Genomic DNA, 18801 nt, shown 5'->3' on the forward strand with positions numbered 1-18801 from the left:
GGGGTCGCTGTGGAGAACATGATCGCGCTGCTGGTAGCAGCGCCCCTGCTCGGAGCGGTGGTGCTGCTCTGCGGCGGCCGCCGCCTCGACAAGGCCGGCCACTGGCTCGGCACCCTGCTCGCCGCCGCCTCCTTCGGCATCGGCCTCGCCCTCTTCGCCGACATGCTCAGCCGCGGCGCCGAGGACCGGACCTTCCACCAGCGGCTGTTCAGCTGGATCCCGGTCGAAGGCTTCCAGGCCGACCTCGGCTTCCAGCTCGACCAGCTGTCGATGACCTTCGTCCTGCTGATCTCCGGGGTGGGCACGCTCATCCACGTGTACTCGATCGGGTACATGGAGCACGACGAGCGCCGCCGCCGCTTCTTCGGCTACCTCAACCTCTTCGTCGCCGCGATGCTGCTCCTGGTCATCGCCGACAACTACCTCCTGCTGTACGTCGGCTGGGAGGGCGTGGGCCTCGCCTCGTACCTCCTGATCGGCTTCTGGCAGCACAAGCCCAGCGCGGCCACCGCCGCGAAGAAGGCCTTCCTGGTCAACCGGGTCGGCGACATGGGCCTTTCGATCGCCATCATGCTGATGTTCACCACCTTCGGAACCTTCGCCTTCGGACCGGTGCTCGGCTCGGTGTCCGGGGTGGGCGAGGGCAAGCTCACGGCGATCGCCCTGATGCTGCTGCTCGCCGCCTGCGGCAAGTCGGCGCAGGTGCCGCTGCAGTCCTGGCTCGGCGACGCGATGGAGGGCCCGACCCCGGTCTCGGCCCTCATCCACGCGGCGACCATGGTCACCGCCGGCGTGTACCTGATCGTCCGCTCGGGCGCGATCTTCAACGAGGCGCCGGACGCACAGCTGGCCGTCACCGTCGTCGGCGCCGTCACGCTGCTCTTTGGTGCGATCGTCGGTTGCGCGAAGGACGACATCAAGAAGGCCCTCGCCGGCTCGACGATGTCGCAGATCGGCTACATGATCCTGGCGGCGGGCCTGGGCCCCATCGGCTACGTCTTCGCGATCATGCACCTGGTGACGCACGGGTTCTTCAAGGCAGGCCTCTTCCTCGGCGCCGGTTCCGTCATGCACGGGATGAACGACGAGGTGGACATGCGCAAGTACGGCGGCCTGCGGAAGTACATGCCGGTCACCTTCGTCACCTTCGGCCTCGGCTACCTCGCCATCATCGGCTTCCCGGGCCTGTCGGGGTTCTTCTCCAAGGACAAGATCATCGAGGCGGCCTTCGCGAAGGGCGGCACCGAGGGCTGGATCCTGGGAGGCGTGGCCCTGCTGGGCGCCGCGATCACCGCGTTCTACATGACCCGGGTCATGCTCCTCACCTTCTTCGGCGAGAAGCGCTGGCAGCCGGATGCCGAGGGCCACCAGCCGCACCCGCACGAGTCCCCGAAGACCATGACCATCCCGATGATCGTGCTCGCCTTCGGATCGGTCTTCGCCGGCGGGATCTTCGGCGTCGGCGACCGGTTCCTGAAGTGGCTGGAGCCCGTCACCGGGCACGAGCACGGGAACCCGCCGGTCAGCGCCCTGACGGTGACCCTGTCCACGATGGTGGTCCTCGTCATCGGCGTCGGCATCGCCTGGGCGATGTACGGCAAGAAGCCCGTCCCGGTCGTCGCCCCGCGCGGCTCGCTCCTCACCCGGGCGGCCCGACGGGACCTCTACCAGGACGACTTCAACCACGTGGTCCTGGTGCGCGGCGGGGAGCACCTGACCCGCTCCCTCGTCTACGTCGACCACAGCCTGGTCGACGGAGTGGTCAACGGGACGGCCGCCGGTGTCGGCGGGCTGTCGGGCCGGCTGCGCAAGCTGCAGAACGGCTACGCCCGCAGCTACGCGGTCTCGATGTTCGGGGGCACGGCGGTCCTGATCGCCGCGACCCTGCTGATGAGGGCGGTGTGAGATGAGTTTCCCGCTTCTGACGGTGACGGCCGCGGTACCCGCGGTCGGCGCGATCCTGACGGCGGCCGTCCCGGCCGCCCGCCGGACCGCCGCCAAATGGCTCGCCCTGTTCTTCTCACTGGCGACCCTGGCCCTGGCCGTGCTCGTCGCGGTCCGCTTCGATCCCGGTGGCGACCGCTACCAGCTCACCGAATCCCACTCCTGGATCCCCGACTTCGGGGTCCGCTACGAACTGGGCGTCGACGGCATCGGGGTGGCGCTCATCGCGCTCACCGCGCTGATCATCCCCTTCGTCATCGGGGCCGGCTGGCACGACGCCGACCCCCTGGAGACCCACTCCTCGCGCTGGCGGCCGACCCAGGGCTTCTTCGCCCTGATCCTGCTGGTCGAGGCGATGGTGGTGATCTCCTTCGAGGCCACCGACGTCTTCCTCTTCTACATCTTCTTCGAAGCCATGCTCATCCCGATGTACTTCCTCATCGGCGGCTTCGGCGACCGGGCCCACTCCGGGTCCGATGAGAACGCGGCCGCGCAGCGCTCGTACGCGGCGGTCAAGTTCCTCCTCTACAACCTGGTCGGCGGGCTCATCATGCTGGCCGCCGTCATCGGGCTGTACGTGGTCGCCGGGAACTTCTCGCTCCAGGAGATCACCGCCGCCCGCGCCGCGGGCACGCTCGACATGGCGACCAACACCGAGCGGCTCCTCTTCCTCGGCTTCTTCTTCGCCTTCGCGGTGAAGGCCCCGCTGTGGCCGCTGCACACCTGGCTGCCGAACGCGATGGGCGAGGCCACCTCCCCGGTCGCCGTCCTGATCACCGCGGTCGTCGACAAGGTCGGCACCTTCGCGATGCTCCGCTTCTGCCTCGGGCTCTTCCCCGAGGCCAGCAAGTGGGCCACGCCGGTGATCCTCGTACTGGCCCTGATCAGCATCGTCTACGGTGCGCTGGTCGCGGTCGGGCAGCGGGACATCAAGCGACTGGTGGCGTACGCCTCGATCTCGCACTTCGGGTTCATCATCCTGGGCATCTTCGCGATGACCTCCCAGGGCCAGTCGGGCGCGACCCTGTACATGGTCAACCACGGGATCTCGACGGCGGCGCTGATGCTGGTCGCCGGCTTCCTGATCTCGCGGCGCGGCTCGCGGCTCATCGCCGACTTCGGCGGGGTGCAGAAGGTGGCCCCGGTCCTGGCCGGCACCTTCCTGATCGGCGGGCTCGCCACCCTCTCGCTGCCGGGGCTCGCCCCGTTCGTCAGCGAATTCCTGGTCCTGGTCGGCACGTTCGCCCGGTACCCGGTCGTCGGCATCATCGCCACCTTCGGCATCGTGCTCGCCGCGCTCTACACGCTGGTGCTCTACCAGCGGACCATGACCGGCCCCCTGAAGGAGGAGGTCCGCACCATGCCGGACCTGCACCTGCGGGAGGTACTGGTGGTCGCCCCGCTGATCGCGCTGCTGATCGGACTGGGCGTCTACCCGAAGCCGCTGACCGACATCGTCAACCCGGCGGTGAAGCACACCATGTCGGACGTGAAGCAAACGGACCCGAAGCCCGAGGTGGGCGTACAGGCCAAGAATGGGGAGGGGGCGAAGTGAGCACCCTGACTGCCGCAGCCCAGAACCTGCTGCCGAACCTGGCGGCCGCGGCGCCGATCGACAAGATCCCGGCCCCGCACATCGAGTACGCCCAGCTCTCGCCCACGCTGATCGTGCTGGGCGCGGCGATCGTCGGAGTCCTCGTCGAGGCCTTCGTACCGCGCAAGTCCCGTTACTACGTCCAGGTGTTCCTCGCCGTCGCCGCGCTGGCCTCCGCCTTCGCCGCGGTCGTCGGGCTCGCCGCGGGCGGGTACGGCAGCTCCAAGGCGCACATCGCGGCCATGGGCGCCGTGGCCGTCGACGGTCCGGCGCTCTTCCTCCAGGGCACCATCGTCCTGGCCTCGATCGTCGCGATCTTCACCTTCGCCGAGCGGCGCCTGGACCCGGCCGCCCACGGCAACCGGGTCGACTCCTTCGCCGCGCAGGCGGCGTCCGTACCGGGCAGCGAGAGCGAGAAGGAAGCCGTCAAGGCGGGCTTCACCACCACCGAGGTCTTCCCGCTGGCGCTGTTCGCGATCTCCGGGATGCTGATCTTCCCGGCGGCCAACGACCTGCTGACGCTGTTCGTGGCCCTGGAGGTCTTCTCCCTCCCGCTGTACCTGCTCTGCGCCGTCGCCCGCCGCCAGCGGCTGATGTCGCAGGAGGCCGCGGTCAAGTACTTCCTGCTCGGGGCGTTCTCCTCGGCCTTCCTCCTCTTCGGCATCGCGCTCGTCTACGGGTACGCGGGCTCCGTGTCCTACGCGGCGATCGCCGATGTGGTCGACGGCACCGTCGCCAATGTGGACCCGGCCCTCGCCGGCACCATGGGCAACGACGCACTGCTGCTGATCGGCGGCGCGCTGATCCTGATGGGCCTGCTCTTCAAGGTCGGCGCGGTCCCCTTCCACATGTGGACCCCGGACGTCTACCAGGGCGCCCCGACCCCGGTCACCGGCTTCATGGCGGCCGCGACCAAGGTGGCCGCCTTCGGCGCCCTCCTGCGCCTGCTCTACGTGGTCCTCCCGGGCCTGCGGTGGGACTGGCGGCCGGTCATGTGGGGCGTGGCCATCGTCACGATGCTGGCGGGCGCGGTCATCGCCGTGACCCAGACCGACGTCAAGCGGCTCCTGGCCTACTCCTCGATCGCGCACGCGGGCTTCATCCTGGCCGGTGTGATCGCGACCTCGGCGGAGGGCGTCAAGTCCGTCCTCTTCTACCTGGCCGCGTACTCCTTCGTGACGATCGGCGCCTTCGCCGTGGTCACCCTGGTCCGCGACGCGGGCGGCGAGGCCACGCACCTGTCCAAGTGGGCCGGGCTCGGCCGCCGTTCGCCGCTGACGGCGGCGGTCTTCGCCGTGTTCCTGCTGGCCTTCGCCGGCATCCCGCTGACCTCCGGCTTCGCCGGGAAGTTCGCCGTGTTCAAGGCGGCGGCGGAGGGCGGCGCGGGAGCGCTGGTCGTGGTCGGTGTCATCTCGTCCGCGATCGCCGCGTTCTTCTACATCCGGGTCATCGTCCTGATGTTCTTCAGCGAGCCGAAGGCGGACGGCCCCACGGTCGCCGTGCCGTCGCCGCTGACGATGACGACGATCGCGGTGGGCGTCGCGGTGACGCTGGTACTGGGCATTGCGCCGCAGTACTTCCTGGACCTGGCGGGGCAGGCGAGCACGTTCGTGCGCTGACCGTACCGAGTACGGCCCATGGCCCGGCTCCCGAAAGGGGGTCGGGCCTTCGCCGTGTGCGGGGCTAGTCGGGCTTGCGCCGCCTGCGCGTGATGGACGTGAGGTCGAGGTCCATCGGGAACGGGACCGAGACCTTCACCCGGTCGTGGAAGATGCCGGTGCCTGCGTAGGCCCCAGTGGCCGGCTCCCGCTCGAATACGCTGACAACGACTTGGCCTTCCTCGCCTTCGACTCGCCAGTAGTGGGGGATTCCGGCCCCGGCGTACTTAACGGGCTTGATCTCGCTGTCACGAGTGAGCGACTCAGCCATCACCACCTCCACGGCGAGCACCACGTCCTCTGCGGGAAGCCGTGTCTGGTCCCAGCCTTGGATGGCGTGTTCGTGCACCACGAGGACATCCGGTTCGGGGCGGTTGTGCCGGTCGATGTCGATCGTGAACCTGCTGAGCACTGCCAGGTCGGGAGGTGCCAGCGACTCCAACAGTCGCTCGAGAAGGCTCACCGACCGGGTATGGAAAAGAGTCTGCGGACTCGGGAGGACCAGGTTTCCGTCGATCAGCTCCGTGTGGGGAGGAAGATTCGGCAGGGTGTCCAGGTCGTCGGCAGTCCAGCCACCCGGTGGCGGGTCCATGAATGCTCCCATGAGCCGGAGTCTCGCGAATCCGACCAAGGTGTCGCCGGGGATCCGTTCGAGACCGTCCGTACGTGTGGGCGGGAGCGCCGTGTTGACCCGGAGGTCAGTGCGGGTGGGCCGGGGCGGTGGTGCCCTTGGGGCACTTGAGGGCGGGGTTCCAGTTGTGGAAGCGGCCGGCCGGGTTGTCCTCGTAGGCCCACATGTGGAGGTCGTAGTGCTTGGGCATGCCCGTCCAGTGGCCCGGCATCGGGCCGTCGAAGGGCAGGCCGAACATGCTCGGGCGGTCGTTGCTGGTCTTGAGGTCCTGGTCCCCGTCGGTGGCCATCCACTCCACTGTCTGGAGCTTGCGGCGGCCGTGCTTGTCCTTCTCGGTGCTGTAGAGGAGGGCGGTCGGCTTGCTGGGGTCCAGCAGACCCCAGTAGGCCTGCTTGACGTAGTGGTAGCCCATGGAGCCCACCCCGAAGGGGTTGGTCATGCACTCCATGCCGTGCGGGACGTAGCCGTCCTTGATGGCCTCCCGCTCGTCCACGTACTTGGCGGTCACCGCGATCGCCGTGGCCATGTCGCGCATCGCCTTCTGGTTGCGGGGGTCGGGCGCGGGCCCCTCGACGCCGTGGGCGGGCACGACGGCGGCCAGGGCGAGCGACGCGGCGGCCGCGCAGGTCAGGAAGGCCTTGCGGGGGCGGAGGGACATCGGTGCTCCTGCCGTTCGGGGGCTTTCGTCCACCATCCAGGCGCCGTGGCGGGGTTGCACGCGGCAGAGCTCCGAACGGGGGGCCGACGCGCATCCGGGGTCTCTTCAGCCCGTCCGGCGTTTGAGGACCGGGTCCGGGCGGAGCCCGGCTGGGGGTCCCCCCGGACGGAGTCTGGGGGATGGGCGAAGGGCGGGTAGGGGACTCTGCTCCGCGCAGCGGCGGCCCGCAGCCCGTACCCCGCCCGGCCCGGGCTACAGGCGGGAGGCGTACGCGCGGACGTCGGCGTCCGGGTCGGAGACGGCCGTGGCCAGGGCCGCCGTGGCCGCCGGGTCGGGGCGGTGGGTGCGCAGCGCGAGCACCGCCTGCTTGCGGACGTCCGCGTTCGGGTCGGACAGGGCCCGGGACAGCGCGGGGACCGCCACCTCCGCCCCGGCGGAGGACAGCCCGGCGGCGGCCCCCGCGCGGACCTGCCATGCCGGGTCGGAAAGCGCGGCCACCGCAGCCGCCGCATGGCCGCCCGTGGCGGCGACCGAGGTGAGGGCCGCGGCCCGGACCAGCGGGTCGGAGTCCGAGAGCAGCGGGGTCAGCGGGTCGGCGGACCGCAGGGTGCCCAGGGCCTTGGCCACCGTCACGCGGACCTCCCGCGAGGGGTCACCGGCGGCTGCGGCCACCGCCGCCACCGCGTACACCGACACCAGGGCCCGGACCGCCTGGATCCGGACGTCCACCTCGGCATCCCGCAGGGACTCCGCGTACAGATCGGGGTCCCCGAGCCGCAGGACCCGTAGGGCTTCGAGCGCGGCCGACCGGACGGCCGGGTCCGCCACCGCGAGCCCCGCCCGCAGGGCAGCGCCCAGCTCCGGGTCGGGCGCCAGCACCTCCAGCAGTTCGCGCAGCGAGGCCGCCGCGGCCGCGCGGACCGCCGGGTCGGGGTCGGCGAGCCGCCCGCCGAGCGCGGGTCCCGCTCCCGTCGGGACGGTTTCGCCGAGCACCGCCACCGCCGTCGCGCGGACCGCCGGGTCGGGGTCGGTGAGGTAGGGGTGCAGGGCTTCGAGGGCCGGTGCCTCCTCGGCGAGGGCGAGCAGTTCCAGGATCCGGGGCGAGCCCGGGGCGGCCGGGGCCGGTCCCGCACTCGGCACGGGCACGTCCGGCCGGCCGCCCGCCAGGGCCACGCCCACCAGCTCCACCTCGCCCAGGAGGACCGAGGGGCCGCCGTGCGGGGTGAATTCGGGGACGGGGACCACGTACGGCTCCACCGGCCGAGCCGTGAACTCCATCGCCCCCGAAGGGGACTTGCGCAGGTCCAGGTGGTGCAGCCAGCCCGCGTCGTCGCGCTGGGGATGGTCGAGCCGCTCGTGGTACAGCCCCCATCGGGATTCGGTGCGCGCGAGCGAGGCCCGCGCCGCCATCTCCGCGCAGTCCCGGATGAAGGAGACCTCGGCGCAGCGCATCAGCTCGTGCGGGGTCGTGGCACCCATCCGGGCGATCTCCCCGGTCATCCGGTCGAAGGCCTCGACGGCGAGGGAGAGCTTCGCGCCGGTCTTGGGCGGGGCCACGTAGTCGTTGACGAACCGGCGCAGCTTGTACTCGACCTGCGGCTGCGGCGGGCCGTCCGGGTTGCGCAGGGGGCCGTAGACCAGCTCGTGTGCGGCGGCCAGCTGGGCGGCCGGCAACTCGCCCTCGTACGGCCGGTACTGGGAGGCGTCCGCGCCCGCCAGGTCGCCGAAGACGAAGGCGCCGATCATGTAGTTGTGCGGTACGGAGGCCAGGTCGCCCGCCGCGTACAGCCGGGGCACGGTGGTGCGGGCGTGGTCGTCGACCCGGACGCCCGAGGCCGAGTGGCCGCCGCACAGGCCGATCTCCGAGATGTGCATCTCGATGTCGTGGGTGCGGTAGTCGTGGCCGCGGTTGGCGTGGAAGGTGCCGCGGGTGGGGCGTTCGGTGGTGTGCAGGATCGATTCGAGGGCCGCGACCGACTCCTCGGGGAGATGGCTCAGCTTGAGGTACACCGGGCCCCGGTCGGAGGCGAGTTCGGCGGCGAACTCGGACATCATCTGCCCCGACCAGTAGTCGGAGTCCACGAACCGCTCGCCGTGCCGGTTGACCTGGTAGCCGCCGAACGGGTTCGCGACGTACGCGCAGGCCGGGCCGTTGTAGTCCTTGATCAGCGGGTTGATCTGGAAGCACTCGATGCCGGTGAGCGCGGCGCCCGCGTGGTAGGCCATGGCGTAGCCGTCGCCCGCGTTGGTGGGGTTCTCGTACGTCCCGTAGAGGTACCCGGAGGCGGGCAGGCCCAGGCGTCCGCACGGGCCGGTGGCCAGGATCACGGCCCCCGCGCGGACGGTCACGAAGGCGCCGCTACGGGTGTTGAAGGCGGCCGCGCCGATCGCCCGGCCGTCCTCGGGGTCGGTCAGGACGCGGACCGGCATCACCCGGTTCTCGATCCGGATCAGCTCGCGCATCTCGCGGCGGCGCAGCTGCCGGTAGAGGACCTTCTTGACGTCCTTGCCCTCGGGCATGGGCAGGACGTACGAGCCCGAGCGGTGGACCTGGCGGACCGCGTACTCGCCGTGCTCGTCCTTCTCGAACTTCACCCCGTACGACTCCAGCCGCTGCACCATCCCGAAGCCGCGGGTCGCCGTCTGGCGGACCGTGGACTGGTCGACGATGCCGTCGTTGGCGCGGGTGATCTCGGCGACGTAGTCGTCGGGCTCGGCGCGGCCCGGGATGACGGCGTTGTTGACCCCGTCCATGCCCATGGCGAGGGCGCCGGAGTGGCGTACGTGGGCCTTCTCCAGGAGCAGCACCCGCGCGCCGTGCTCGGCGGCGGTCAGCGCCGCCATCGTGCCGGCGGTGCCACCGCCGATGACGAGGACGTCGCAGGTCAGTTCCTCGGCGTCGGCGATCGCGGGGATGTCCATGGGGCGGCCTTTCAGAGGGAGTCGATGATGTGGCGCCGGAGCGCGGAGTGGTCGGCGGTACGGGTGCGGGTACGGGGGTGCGGTACGTCGAGCACCTCGCCCGTGGCCAGGAGCGCGACCCGGTCTCCCAGGAACAGGGCCTCGTCCACGTCGTGGGTGACGAAGACGACGGTCGCGCCGGTGCCGGGGCCGGCTTCGGGGCCGGCTTCGGCGTGGGAGCCGGTGAGGACCGTGACCAGGAGGTCCTGCATCCCGGCGCGGGTCTGGGCGTCGAGCGCGCCGAAGGGTTCGTCCATGAGGACGGCGCGGGGCGCGGCCGCGAGGGCGCGGGCGAGCTGCACGCGTTGGCGTTGGCCGCCGCTGAGCTGGTGGGGGTGCTTGTGGGCGTGGTCGGCGAGGCCGACCCGGGTGAGCCAGGCCTCTGCGGTCTCGCGGCGTTCGGTGCGGGGTGTGCCGCGGATGGCGAGGGGGAGTTCGACGTTGGCGCGGACGGTGCGCCAGGGGAGGAGGGCGTCGTCCTGGAAGACCAGGGCGCGGTCGGCGGTGGGGCGGGTGATCGGGTGGCCGTCCTGTTCCACGGCGCCGGTGAGCGGGGGCAGCAGGCCGGCCAGGGTGCGGAGGAGGGTGGATTTTCCGCATCCGGAGGGGCCGACGATGGTGAGGATCTCGCCAGGGGTGACGGTCAGGTCGAGGCCGTCGAGGAGGGGGGCGGTGTCGGGGCGGCCCAGGCGGACGTCCTTGAGGTGGAGGGCGGCGCCGGTGGGTGGGGCGGGGGTGAGGGTGTGTGCGGACATTCTTCCCTTCCTGTGGTCGTCGGGGCTGCGCGGGTGGTGGGGCCCTGCGGGGCGGAGTCCCCTACCCGCCCTTCCTCCGTTCCCCGGGCTCTGCCCGGACCCGGTCCTCAAACGCCGGACGGGCTGAAAGATGCCGCGCAGCGGCAAAATCCAGCCCCGCCGGCGTTTGAGGCGCGGGGTCCGGGGCGGAGTCCCGGTTTCGGGAAGGGGCGGGGTGGGGGACAGCTCCCGCAGGGCCCTGGGACACCGGCGGGCGGGAGCCCGAAGCGGGGGAGCCGGAAGGACGGCTCGGGAGCCAGCGGGTCAGGCGGCGGCCCATGACTTCGACAGCCGTCGACGTGAGCCAGCCGAGGGCTCCGATCGTGGCCATGCCGACGAAGACCCCGGGGTAGTCCACGACCGTGTAGTCCTGCCAGGTGCGGTAGCCGACCCCGTACTCCCCGGAGATCATCTCGGCGGAGATCACGCAGATCCACGACACCCCGATGCCGACCGACAGGCCGCCGAAGATGCCGGGGAGGGCTCCGGGGAGGATCACCGAGAGGAGGATGCGGGGGCGGCTGCCGCCCATGGTCAGGACGGCTTCCTCCCAGACCGGGGACAGCGCGGAGACCGCGTGCCGGGTGGAGACGAGGACCGGGAAGAAGGCCGCCGCGCAGGTGATGAAGACGATCCCCTGCTCGTTGGAGGGGAAGAGCAGGATCGCTACGGGGACCAGCGCGATCGCCGGGATCGGGCGGAGGACCTCGACGAGAGGTCCCAGCAGGTCCGCCGCCAGGCGGGAGCGGGCGATCGCCGTGCCCGCGGCCACCCCCAGTACGGCGGCCAGCGCGAAGCCCGTCACTATGCGCCGCAGGCTGAAGCCGAGGTCCTGCCAGTAGGGGCCGGTCGTCGCCCGGTCCGTGAACTTCGAGGCCACCTCGGTGACGGTCGGGAACTGCTGGAAGCGGAGCCACAGGTCGACGTCGAGCGAAGTGAGCAGTTGCCAGGCCAGCAGGGCCAGGCCGAGCGAAGCCACCCGCAGGAGGCGGCGGCGGGCCGTCATGACGCGAGGGCTCCGGCTTCGGCGAAGGTCACGATCCGCGCCCCGGACCCCGCGTGCTGGGCGACGTACGACTTGGCGGTTGAAGGGGTCACGAAGGCGTGGAGGTCGGAGCCCTCGGCCACCCAGACCGCCTTGTCGGCGAACCAGGAGGTGCCCGTCACCGCGTCGGGGACGTACGCCGCCCGGACGTCCGCGCCCGCCGCCTTGAACGCCTTGAGCAGGGCTGCCGGGGAGTCGAAGGTCTTGGTCTGCGGCTGGCTCTTCAGCCACAGTTCGGGCCGGGCCGCGGCGGCCGCCGGGTACTCCTTGGCGCCCGCCGAGGCGCGGGCGAGCGGGGCCGGGTCGACGAAGGCGTCCACGTCGACCGAGTCCACCAGCTTCGCGGCCTTGAGGACCGGTACGTCCTCCTTCAGTGCGGTCAGGAGCTCGGGGCGCAGGGCCGGGTCGAAGGTGGCGATGCCGTTGGCGCCGTTGTAGAGGTACACGACCTCCGCGGGCAGGCCGGTCTCCGTGGCCACCGATTCGGCGGCGGCGACCGGCTGCGTGCGCAGGTACTCGGTGGCCTTGGACTGTGCCCGCAGGAAGTCGTCCAGGACGGCGGGGTGCGCGGTCTCGAACTTCTCGCGGACCGTGACCCCGTGGAAGGTCGGCAGGTTCAGCTCGGCGCCGTCGTACAGGGCCTTGGCCCGGCCCTCGTAGGCGAGTTGGCCCGGCCAGGCGACGAACTGCGACAGGGCGTCGGCGCTGCCCGCCTGGAGCGCCGAAGCGCCCACGCTGGGCTGCTGGTTGAGCTTCTCGATGCCCTTGTCGGGGTCGATTCCGGCGCGCTGCAGGGCCCGTACGAGGGTTCCGTCGGCGGCCGAGCCGACCGAGGTCGAGACCTTCCTGCCCTTGAGGTCGGCGAGGGACTCCAGCTTCGAATCGGGCACGGTGACCACGGTGTTGAGGCCGCCACGCAGGTTGTAGCCGGTGATGGAGACCAGGTGGGTGGGCTGTTTCAGCTCCTTGCCGCGCACCGCGTTGATGAGGAGGGGGAAGTCGCCCATCGAGCCGATGTCGATCTTCCCGGCGGTCATCTGGGCGGTGATCGGGGCGCCGGTGGCGTAGTCCTGCCAGTCGACCTTGTAGGTCACCCCGTCCTTCTTGCCGCGCGCCGCGAGCTCCTGCTCGAAGTAGCCGAGCGAGCGCAGGAGGGTGCCCGCGGTGACGGTGTTGATGGTCTTGGACTGGTAGCCGACGGTCACCGTGACCGTCTTGCCGGACCCGTCCGCCCCGGAGGCGCTGCCGCACGCGGTGGCGAGGGGGAGGAGCAGGAGGAGGGTGGGCGCGAGGGCGGGGGCGAGGGCGGGCGCCAGGGGTCTCGTACGCATCGCGGGGGTGCCTTTCACCGGAGGAGGTAGGGCATGTTGACGGTGACCGCGCCGGTGGGACAGCGGGCGGCGCACGGGCCGCAGTACCAGCACTCGTCCACGTGCATGTAGGCCTTGCCGTCCTCCTCGCGGATCGCGAGCGAGTCGAGCGGGCACATGTCGACGCACAGGGTGCAGCCGTCGATGCACAGGGACTCGTCGATGGTCACGGGCACGTCGCCGCGCTGGGGCACCAAGGGCATGGCTGTCTCCGGGAAGGGGCGGGGAGGAGGAAGGGAGGCTTACGTGGTGCGGTGCAGCAGGCCGCTCATGGTGATCCGGTCGCCGCGGAAGCGGATGAACTCCAGGTCCACGGGCCTGCCGTCGCGAAGGTGGGTGAGGCGCTCCAGCATCAGGACGGCCGCCCCGCGCGGGGCCTGCAGGACGGCGGCGGAGTGCGCGTCGGCGTTGACCGCCTCCAGGGTGATCTCGGCGTGGCCGAGCGGCTGTCCGGTCAGGGTCTCCAGCAGCCGGAAGACGTCGGTGTTCTCCAGGTCGCAGCCGATCAGGTCCGCGCCGATGTCCAGGGGGACGTACGTGAGGTCGAGCGAGAGCGGCAGCCCGTTGAGGCGGCGCAGCCGCTCGATGTAGAGCACGTCGGAGTGTTCGGGGAGCCGCAGTCGGCCGGCCACGGGCGCGGGGGCGCGGACGGGTCCCACGGTGCGGACCTCGTTGGTGACCCGGCCGTGTTCGTGGAGGGTTTCGGCCAGGCCCTGGAGCCGGTCGAGGCCGTGCGGGTACTTGGCGCAGACGATCACGGTGCCGACGCCCGGGCGGCGTTCGACGAGCTGTTCGCCGCGCAGCAGGTCGAGGGCCTGGCGGACGGTGTTGCGGCCGGCGCCGTAGTCGGCGGCGAGGACGTCCTCCAGGGGGAGGACGCCGGTGGGGTAGCTGCCCGCCAGGATCTGGTGGCGCAGCAGGTCGGCGAGCTGTCGCGCCTGGTCCGCGCGCAGCCGTCGGCGGCGCGCGGCGGCGACCGGGACGGTGTGTTCGCGGGTGCGTTCGGCTGGCATGGCACGGAACATACCGAGGGGGCCGGGCCGGTGGTGTTGCCGCAGTGTTGCGCCACTCGCGGGTGGTCGCGTACCGCTGTGACCTGCGAAAACGGCGGGGTGGCGGAAAGATCCGCCACCCCGCCGCAGATGCTTGTCCCAGCCTGTGGACTAGCGGGTGCCCACGATGCGGCCGGTGACCTCGCCGAGGCCGACGCGGGTGCCGTCGGCGCCCGGGGCCCAGGCGGTGAGGGTGACGGTGTCCCCGTCCTCCAGGAACGTGCGCTTGCCGTCGGCCAGTTCGATGGCGTCGCGGCCGTTCCAGGTGAGCTCCAGCAGCGAGCCGCGCTGGTCGATGTCCGGGCCGCTGACGGTGCCCGATCCGTACACGTCGCCGGTGCGCAGGGAGGCGCCGTTGACGGTCATGTGCGCCAGCTGCTGGGCGGCGGTCCAGTACATCGACGCGAACGGCGGGCGGGCCACCTCCTGCCCGTTGATGGAGACGGTGATGCGCAGGTCGAAGCCGCCGGGGCGCTCGGCGCCGGAGTCCTCGAGGTAGGGCAGGAGCGGGAAGTCGCGGGCGGGCGGGGTGACCCGGGCCGCGTCCAGGGCCTCCAGCGGGGTGACCCAGGCGGAGACGGAGGTGGCGAAGGACTTGCCGAGGAAGGGGCCGAGCGGCACGTACTCCCAGGCCTGGATGTCGCGCGCGGACCAGTCGTTGAGCAGGAAGAGGCCGAAGACGTGGTCCTCGAAGTCGGCGAGGGCCACCGGGCGGCCCATCTCGGAGGGCGTGCCGACGACGAAGCCGACCTCGGCCTCGATGTCGAGCTTCACGGAGGGCCCGAAGACGGGCGCCGGGTCGGCGGGCGCCTTGCGCTGGCCGGAGGGGCGTACGACGTCCGTGCCGGAGACGACGATCGTTCCCGAGCGGCCGTGGTAGCCGATGGGCAGGTGCTTCCAGTTGGGGGTCAGCGCGTCCCCGTCCGGGCGGAAGATCTTGCCGACGTTGGTCGCGTGGTGCTCGCTCGCGTAGAAGTCGACGTAGTCGGCGACCTCGTACGGCAGGTGCAGGGTGACCTCGTCGAGCGGCAGCAGGTGCGGCTCCACGGAGGGCCGGTGGCCGGGGTCGGTGACCCAGGCGGTCAGCGCGCGGCGCACGTCGCGCCAGGCGGTGCGGCCGGCCGCGAGCAGCGGGTTGAGCGAGGGCTGCCCGAGCAGCCCGGCGTACGGGGACCCGAGCGCGGCCGCGGCCGCCCCGGCGTCGAGCACGTGCCCGCCGATGCGGACCCCGATCCGGCGCCGCGCCTCACCGGCGGTGGTGAACACGCCGTAGGGGAGGTTGTGCGGCCCGAACGGGTCGCCCTCGGGAACATCGAGGGGGCTCTGCTGGGGCATGGGGTTCTGCCTCGCTTTCGACGCGGTCCGGGGGTGTCCCGGGGGCTGCTTGACAGGTTAAGGGGCTGGTGGGGCGTGCGGGAGGCCGGATTCCGGCGCAATTTGTAGGACTTGTCCGAAGGGGTCCGTATCCTTGGGGGCGTGACTTCCGCCCTCCCCTATGCACTCGTGGCCACCGACCTGGACGGGACTCTGCTGCGCGCCGGAGACACCGTGTCGGCCCGCTCCAGCGCCGCGCTCGCCACCGCCCGCGCGGCCGGCGCCCGGCACATCATCGTGACGGGCCGCCCCGTACCGCAGGTCCGCCACGTCCTGGACGGCCTCGGCTACACGGGGCTCGCGGTGTGCGGACAGGGCGCACAGGTCTACGACGCGGCGGCCGGCCGGCTCCTGCACTCCGTGGCCCTGGACCAGGAACTGGCCGAGGTCGCACTCGAGAAACTCGAAGCGGAGGTCGGGGAGGTCTACGCGGCGGTCAACCAGGAGGGCCTCGACGCGGAGATGCTGATAGGGCCGGGCTACCGGATGTGGCACCCGCACCTGCCGACGGTCCGGGTGGCCCGGCGCAGCGACCTGTGGACCTCGCCGATCAACAAGGTGCTGCTCCAGCACCCCCGCCTCTCCGACGACGAACTGACCGAGGTGGCCCGTTCCGTGGTCGGGGACCTGGTCAACGTCACCATGGCCGGGGAACACACCGTGGAGCTCCAGCCGCCGGGCATCGACAAGGCGAGCGGACTGGCGGTGGCCGCGGAGCGGCTGGACGTCTCCGGGTCCGCGACGATCGCCTTCGGCGACATGCCGAACGACATCCCGATGTTCGCGTGGGCCGCGCACGGGGTGGCGATGGCGGGCGCCCACCGGGAACTCCTGGCCGTCGCGGACGAGGTCACCCTCTCGAACGAGGCGGACGGCATCGCGGTGGTGCTGGAGCGGCTCTTCGGCTGAAGAGCGTCCAGAAGGCCTTTCGGGAGACGTTTCTTCCCGGCCGCCCTTCCCGGCCGCCCTTCCCGGCCGCCCTTCCCGGCCGCCCTTTCGGGGCGGGCCGGGAAGGGGCGCTGCGCGTTCTCACGGGTCACCCCGTGATCCGGCCGCCCGCGACGTCCAGGGTGACCCCGCTGAGCCAGGACGCCCCGTCCGAGGCGAGGAAGAGCGCGCAGGCGGCCACGTCCCCGGGGAGGCCGAGCCTGCGCAGCGGGTGGGCCTGCGCGAGCTGCTCCCGGATCTCCACCGGCATCGCGACCGCGGTCCGCTCGGTCAGGATCACCGAGGGCGCCAGGCAGTTGACGCGGATCCCGCGCGGGCCGAGCTCGGTCGCCAGGTGCTGGGTCAGCATCACCAGCCCGGCGTTGGCCACCCCGTAGGCGAGGTTCGCCTGGCTGGGTCGGCGGCCCGCCGCGGAGGACATGGTGATCACGCAGCCCCGGCCGCGCTCCAGCATGCCGGGCAGGAAGGTCCGTACGGTCAGGAAGGCGGAGGTGAGGTCCGAGTCCAGGACCTCGCGCCAGCGCTCCTCGGTGAGTTCGGGGGTGGGGACCGGCCGGCCCTGGCCGCCCGCGAAGGCGGCCAGTACGTCCACCGGGCCGAGCTGCCGCTCGGTCTCCTCCCGGACCCGGGCCAGTGCCGCCGCGTCCGTGGCGTCGGCGGTCACGGACATCGCCGTTCCGCCCTCGGCGCCGATCGCGTCCACCACGCCGGCCAGGGCCTCCGTGTCGCGGCCGACGACGCAGACCCGGGCGCCCTCGGCGGCGAAGGCGTGGGCGGTGGCGGCTCCGATGCCGCGGCTGCCGCCGGTGACGACGACCGTAAGGCCGTCCAGTTCGGGGTAGTTCGCCATCTCAGCGCGCCCCCGCCCGGCCGAGGCCGTGCCGGGTCCGCGGGAGCTTCACCGCGGCCCACACCAGCCAGGCGAGCCCGCCGAAGCGCAGCACGGGCAGCAGGTACTGGAACCCGTCCACCACCAGCCCGAGCAGGGCCAGCATCCCCACGGCGGCCAGGACCAGCCCGGCCCAGGCCAGCGGCCTCGGCAGCAGCCCCGCGAGGAGTCCGGGGACGGCGACCCCGGCGAGCAGCAGGGCGAACATCGCCGAGTACGCGGGTCCGCCGGCGAAGAACGCCAGGTCGGCCAGGGCCCGCGCGAGGTCGGGTCCGGCGCCGTCCGTGAGCCGGGCCCCCGCCCAGCCGGACATGGCGCTCAGCATCAGCGCCGCGGCGGCCAGCACCCCGCCGGCCAGGGTGATCGCGGATCCGGGTGCGGTGATGCCCAGCGCGCGCAGTCGCCGGTAGAGGACGGCCGCGATCAGGGCCATCGGGACGGCCGCGCCGAGCAGCAGGAGGGCGCCGAGCTCGGCGGTGGTGCGGTGCCCGGCGGCGTAGCGCAGGACCTCCAGGCCGGTGGCGTCGGGGTGCGGGGTGGCCCGGTTCAGGACCACGTAGGCGATGGTCAGGCCGGTCAGGGCCAGTACGGGGGCCAGCAGGGGCGGCCCGGCCTGGGGCCCTCGGCCCGTCCGGTCGGCCGGTTCCACGGGGGCAGGTGCGGCGGTCATGGCGTTCTCGTCTCCTCGTCCGTCCAGTCCGTTCCTTTCCAGAATGATTACAAGCTGAAACGATTGTCAAGCTGTTACGGTTTCCCCATGGGAACGACGGATGAGGTTGGCGGCGACCCGCGCCGGCACGGCGGCGCGGCCTTCCTGCTGGCCCAGCTCGGCGCGCACGCGGCCGGCCGCTTCGCCGAGCGGGTCTCCGTGCTCGGCCTGACCCCCGCCCAGGCGGGGCTGTTGCGCCTGCTGGCCCGTACCCCCGGCCGCAGCCAGCGCGAGCTGGCCGACGTACTCGGCATGCCCCCGAGCCGCTTCGTGGCCTTCGCCGACGATCTGGAGGCGCGCGGACTGATCGAACGCCGCCGCAACCCGGAGGACCGGCGGCTGTACGCGCTGTTCCTCGGCGACGCCGGAACCGCCCTGCTGGCCGATCTGCGCGAGGTGGCGACGGCGCACGAACAGCAGCTCTGCGAGCCCCTGTCGGCGGAGGAACACGAGCAGCTGACGTCCCTGCTGCGCCGGCTGGCGGCCGCTCAGGGCCTGACTCCGGGCGTCCACCCGGGCTACCGCTCGACGCGGACGGCGCCGCCGGCCTAGGCCGTCAGGGGGCGGGCCGGGTCGGTCGGCGCCCAGGTGTGCCCTCCGGGGTGGGACGCGTAGTGCCCACAGCCCTCGCCCGCATGCTTGGCCGTGCAGTCCCGTACGGGGACCACCGCGTCCGGGGCCGCCCCGCCCCAGCGGGCCCACAGCGCCGCCCCCGGCGGGCCCTCGTGGAGCACGTCCCAGTGCGGTCCCGGGTGCGGCTCCAGCGCGCACCGCAGCTCCGGTCCCGCCCCGATCGCCTCCCGCAGGGCGCCGGGGTGCGCGGGGGCCAGCCGGGCCAGCGCGTCCAGGTGTACGGCGGACAGCGCGCCGGCGGCTCCGCACACCCGGCCGCCGCCGCTCACAACAGCCCCTCCACGCTCCGGGCGTTGGCCCGGGCGGTCTCCGCGCGGAGCCGCTCCATGGGGTCGGCGGGCCGCACGTCGCGAGGCTCCGCCTCCCACTCGGGCCCACCGCGGACGGGGCGCAGGGCCCAGTACGGGCCGGCGAGCCCCCGGAACTCCCCGATCAGGTCGTCCCGACTGGTGTCCACCAGGAGGGTTCCGGGGGCGGGGGGAGGGGGAATGGGCATTCCACACATGGCCGTGCCTCTCCGTAATGGATGCACTACTCAGTG

The 18801-nt window shown here is 72.2% G+C and carries 18 protein-coding genes; 5 read left to right on the plus strand and 13 right to left on the minus strand.

The genetic code is table 11. The features are described 5' to 3' along the window. The first annotated feature begins 9 nt into the window (after nt 1-9). From nuoL to nuoN, 3 genes are read left to right on the plus strand one after another with little or no spacing between them, the layout of a single operon-like run. Complete coding sequence (nuoL, locus tag OHU74_RS21225; RefSeq protein ID WP_371617374.1) at nt 10-1905, plus strand: NADH-quinone oxidoreductase subunit L; 1896 nt, start codon at nt 10-12, stop codon at nt 1903-1905. Between the two features lies 1 nt (nt 1906). Then, nucleotides 1907-3499 carry an NADH-quinone oxidoreductase subunit M gene (locus OHU74_RS21230; RefSeq protein ID WP_330298012.1) on the plus strand — a complete coding sequence of 531 codons (1593 nt, stop codon included), beginning with the start codon at nt 1907-1909 and terminating at the stop codon, nt 3497-3499. A 38-nt stretch (nt 3500-3537) separates the two neighbouring features. Next, complete coding sequence (gene nuoN, locus OHU74_RS21235) at nt 3538-5157, plus strand: NADH-quinone oxidoreductase subunit NuoN (RefSeq protein WP_371619755.1); 1620 nt, start codon at nt 3538-3540, stop codon at nt 5155-5157. A 64-nt stretch (nt 5158-5221) separates the two neighbouring features. On the opposite strand, the gene OHU74_RS21240 is transcribed toward nuoN, so the two are convergent. The 9 genes from OHU74_RS21240 to fahA form a co-directional block, all read right to left on the minus strand. Next, complete coding sequence (locus OHU74_RS21240; RefSeq protein WP_371617375.1) at nt 5222-5800, minus strand: Uma2 family endonuclease; 579 nt, start codon at nt 5798-5800, stop codon at nt 5222-5224. 94 nt (nt 5801-5894) lie between these two features. Continuing rightward, the gene (locus tag OHU74_RS21245) at nt 5895-6485 is read right to left on the minus strand and encodes a hypothetical protein (protein ID WP_371617376.1); all 591 of its coding nucleotides are present in this window, start codon (nt 6483-6485) and stop codon (nt 5895-5897) included. A gap of 252 nt (nt 6486-6737) precedes the next feature. Then, complete coding sequence (locus tag OHU74_RS21250; RefSeq protein WP_371617377.1) at nt 6738-9407, minus strand: fumarate reductase/succinate dehydrogenase flavoprotein subunit; 2670 nt, start codon at nt 9405-9407, stop codon at nt 6738-6740. An 11-nt stretch (nt 9408-9418) separates the two neighbouring features. Next, the gene (locus OHU74_RS21255) at nt 9419-10201 is read right to left on the minus strand and encodes an ABC transporter ATP-binding protein (RefSeq protein WP_371617378.1); all 783 of its coding nucleotides are present in this window, start codon (nt 10199-10201) and stop codon (nt 9419-9421) included. A 61-nt stretch (nt 10202-10262) separates the two neighbouring features. Next, the gene (locus OHU74_RS21260; protein WP_371617379.1) at nt 10263-11246 is read right to left on the minus strand and encodes an ABC transporter permease; all 984 of its coding nucleotides are present in this window, start codon (nt 11244-11246) and stop codon (nt 10263-10265) included. Further along, nucleotides 11243-12616: an ABC transporter substrate-binding protein gene (locus OHU74_RS21265; protein WP_371617380.1), complete on the minus strand. Its 1374-nt coding sequence runs from the start codon at nt 12614-12616 to the stop codon at nt 11243-11245. The genes OHU74_RS21260 and OHU74_RS21265 overlap by 4 nt, the downstream gene beginning before the upstream one ends. A gap of 14 nt (nt 12617-12630) precedes the next feature. Next, nucleotides 12631-12858, minus strand: a complete 228-nt coding sequence (locus tag OHU74_RS21270) for a ferredoxin family protein (RefSeq protein ID WP_365176191.1) — start codon at nt 12856-12858, stop codon at nt 12631-12633. Nucleotides 12859-12897: 39 nt separating this feature from the next. Continuing rightward, a complete protein-coding gene (locus tag OHU74_RS21275) occupies nt 12898-13668 on the minus strand; it encodes a GntR family transcriptional regulator (RefSeq protein WP_371617381.1) in 771 nt (256 codons plus the stop codon). 150 nt (nt 13669-13818) lie between these two features. Then, the gene (gene fahA, locus OHU74_RS21280; protein ID WP_371617382.1) at nt 13819-15042 is read right to left on the minus strand and encodes a fumarylacetoacetase; all 1224 of its coding nucleotides are present in this window, start codon (nt 15040-15042) and stop codon (nt 13819-13821) included. Nucleotides 15043-15183: 141 nt separating this feature from the next. On the opposite strand from fahA, the gene OHU74_RS21285 reads away from it, so the two are divergent. Beyond that, a complete protein-coding gene (locus tag OHU74_RS21285) occupies nt 15184-15990 on the plus strand; it encodes a Cof-type HAD-IIB family hydrolase (RefSeq protein WP_371617383.1) in 807 nt (268 codons plus the stop codon). A gap of 127 nt (nt 15991-16117) precedes the next feature. Here the strand turns inward: OHU74_RS21285 and OHU74_RS21290 are convergent, their stop codons facing one another. Both OHU74_RS21290 and OHU74_RS21295 read right to left on the minus strand, forming a co-directional pair. After that, nucleotides 16118-16879 (minus strand): SDR family NAD(P)-dependent oxidoreductase, encoded by a 762-nt coding sequence (locus tag OHU74_RS21290; protein WP_371617384.1) that lies wholly within the window; start codon nt 16877-16879, stop codon nt 16118-16120. A 1-nt stretch (nt 16880) separates the two neighbouring features. Further along, on the minus strand, nt 16881-17588 hold the full coding sequence (locus OHU74_RS21295; protein ID WP_371617385.1) for a DUF4386 domain-containing protein: 708 nt from the start codon (nt 17586-17588) through the stop codon (nt 16881-16883). A gap of 87 nt (nt 17589-17675) precedes the next feature. On the opposite strand from OHU74_RS21295, the gene OHU74_RS21300 reads away from it, so the two are divergent. Continuing rightward, a complete protein-coding gene (locus OHU74_RS21300; RefSeq protein WP_371617386.1) occupies nt 17676-18179 on the plus strand; it encodes a MarR family winged helix-turn-helix transcriptional regulator in 504 nt (167 codons plus the stop codon). Here OHU74_RS21300 and OHU74_RS21305 read toward each other — a convergent pair. Together OHU74_RS21305 and OHU74_RS21310 are read right to left on the minus strand one after the other, a co-directional pair. Beyond that, nucleotides 18176-18529 (minus strand): hypothetical protein, encoded by a 354-nt coding sequence (locus OHU74_RS21305; protein WP_371617387.1) that lies wholly within the window; start codon nt 18527-18529, stop codon nt 18176-18178. The two genes, OHU74_RS21300 and OHU74_RS21305, sit on opposite strands and share 4 nt — an antisense overlap. Continuing rightward, complete coding sequence (locus tag OHU74_RS21310) at nt 18526-18756, minus strand: hypothetical protein (RefSeq protein ID WP_371617388.1); 231 nt, start codon at nt 18754-18756, stop codon at nt 18526-18528. The genes OHU74_RS21305 and OHU74_RS21310 overlap by 4 nt, the downstream gene beginning before the upstream one ends. Nucleotides 18757-18801: the final 45 nt, after the last annotated feature.

The sequence above is a fragment of the Streptomyces sp. NBC_00454 genome (genome assembly GCF_041434015.1).
GTDB lineage: Bacteria > Actinomycetota > Actinomycetes > Streptomycetales > Streptomycetaceae > Streptomyces.

Bases quoted from the DNA above. Each gene is read 5' to 3' on its own strand.
- OHU74_RS21310 (WP_371617388.1), bottom strand. From the start codon at position 18,756: ATGCCCATTCCCCCTCCCCCCGCCCCCGGAACCCTCCTGGTGGACACC.
- OHU74_RS21265 (WP_371617380.1), bottom strand. From the start codon at position 12,616: ATGCGTACGAGACCCCTGGCGCCCGCCCTCGCCCCCGCCCTCGCGCCC.
- fahA (WP_371617382.1), bottom strand. From the start codon at position 15,042: ATGCCCCAGCAGAGCCCCCTCGATGTTCCCGAGGGCGACCCGTTCGGG.
- OHU74_RS21245 (WP_371617376.1), bottom strand. From the start codon at position 6,485: ATGTCCCTCCGCCCCCGCAAGGCCTTCCTGACCTGCGCGGCCGCCGCG.
- OHU74_RS21230 (WP_330298012.1), top strand. From the start codon at position 1,907: ATGAGTTTCCCGCTTCTGACGGTGACGGCCGCGGTACCCGCGGTCGGC.
- OHU74_RS21300 (WP_371617386.1), top strand. From the start codon at position 17,676: ATGGGAACGACGGATGAGGTTGGCGGCGACCCGCGCCGGCACGGCGGC.
- OHU74_RS21240 (WP_371617375.1), bottom strand. From the start codon at position 5,800: ATGGGAGCATTCATGGACCCGCCACCGGGTGGCTGGACTGCCGACGAC.
- OHU74_RS21290 (WP_371617384.1), bottom strand. From the start codon at position 16,879: ATGGCGAACTACCCCGAACTGGACGGCCTTACGGTCGTCGTCACCGGC.
- OHU74_RS21295 (WP_371617385.1), bottom strand. From the start codon at position 17,588: ATGACCGCCGCACCTGCCCCCGTGGAACCGGCCGACCGGACGGGCCGA.
- OHU74_RS21275 (WP_371617381.1), bottom strand. From the start codon at position 13,668: ATGCCAGCCGAACGCACCCGCGAACACACCGTCCCGGTCGCCGCCGCG.
- OHU74_RS21255 (WP_371617378.1), bottom strand. From the start codon at position 10,201: ATGTCCGCACACACCCTCACCCCCGCCCCACCCACCGGCGCCGCCCTC.
- OHU74_RS21260 (WP_371617379.1), bottom strand. From the start codon at position 11,246: ATGACGGCCCGCCGCCGCCTCCTGCGGGTGGCTTCGCTCGGCCTGGCC.
- OHU74_RS21250 (WP_371617377.1), bottom strand. From the start codon at position 9,407: ATGGACATCCCCGCGATCGCCGACGCCGAGGAACTGACCTGCGACGTC.
- OHU74_RS21270 (WP_365176191.1), bottom strand. From the start codon at position 12,858: ATGCCCTTGGTGCCCCAGCGCGGCGACGTGCCCGTGACCATCGACGAG.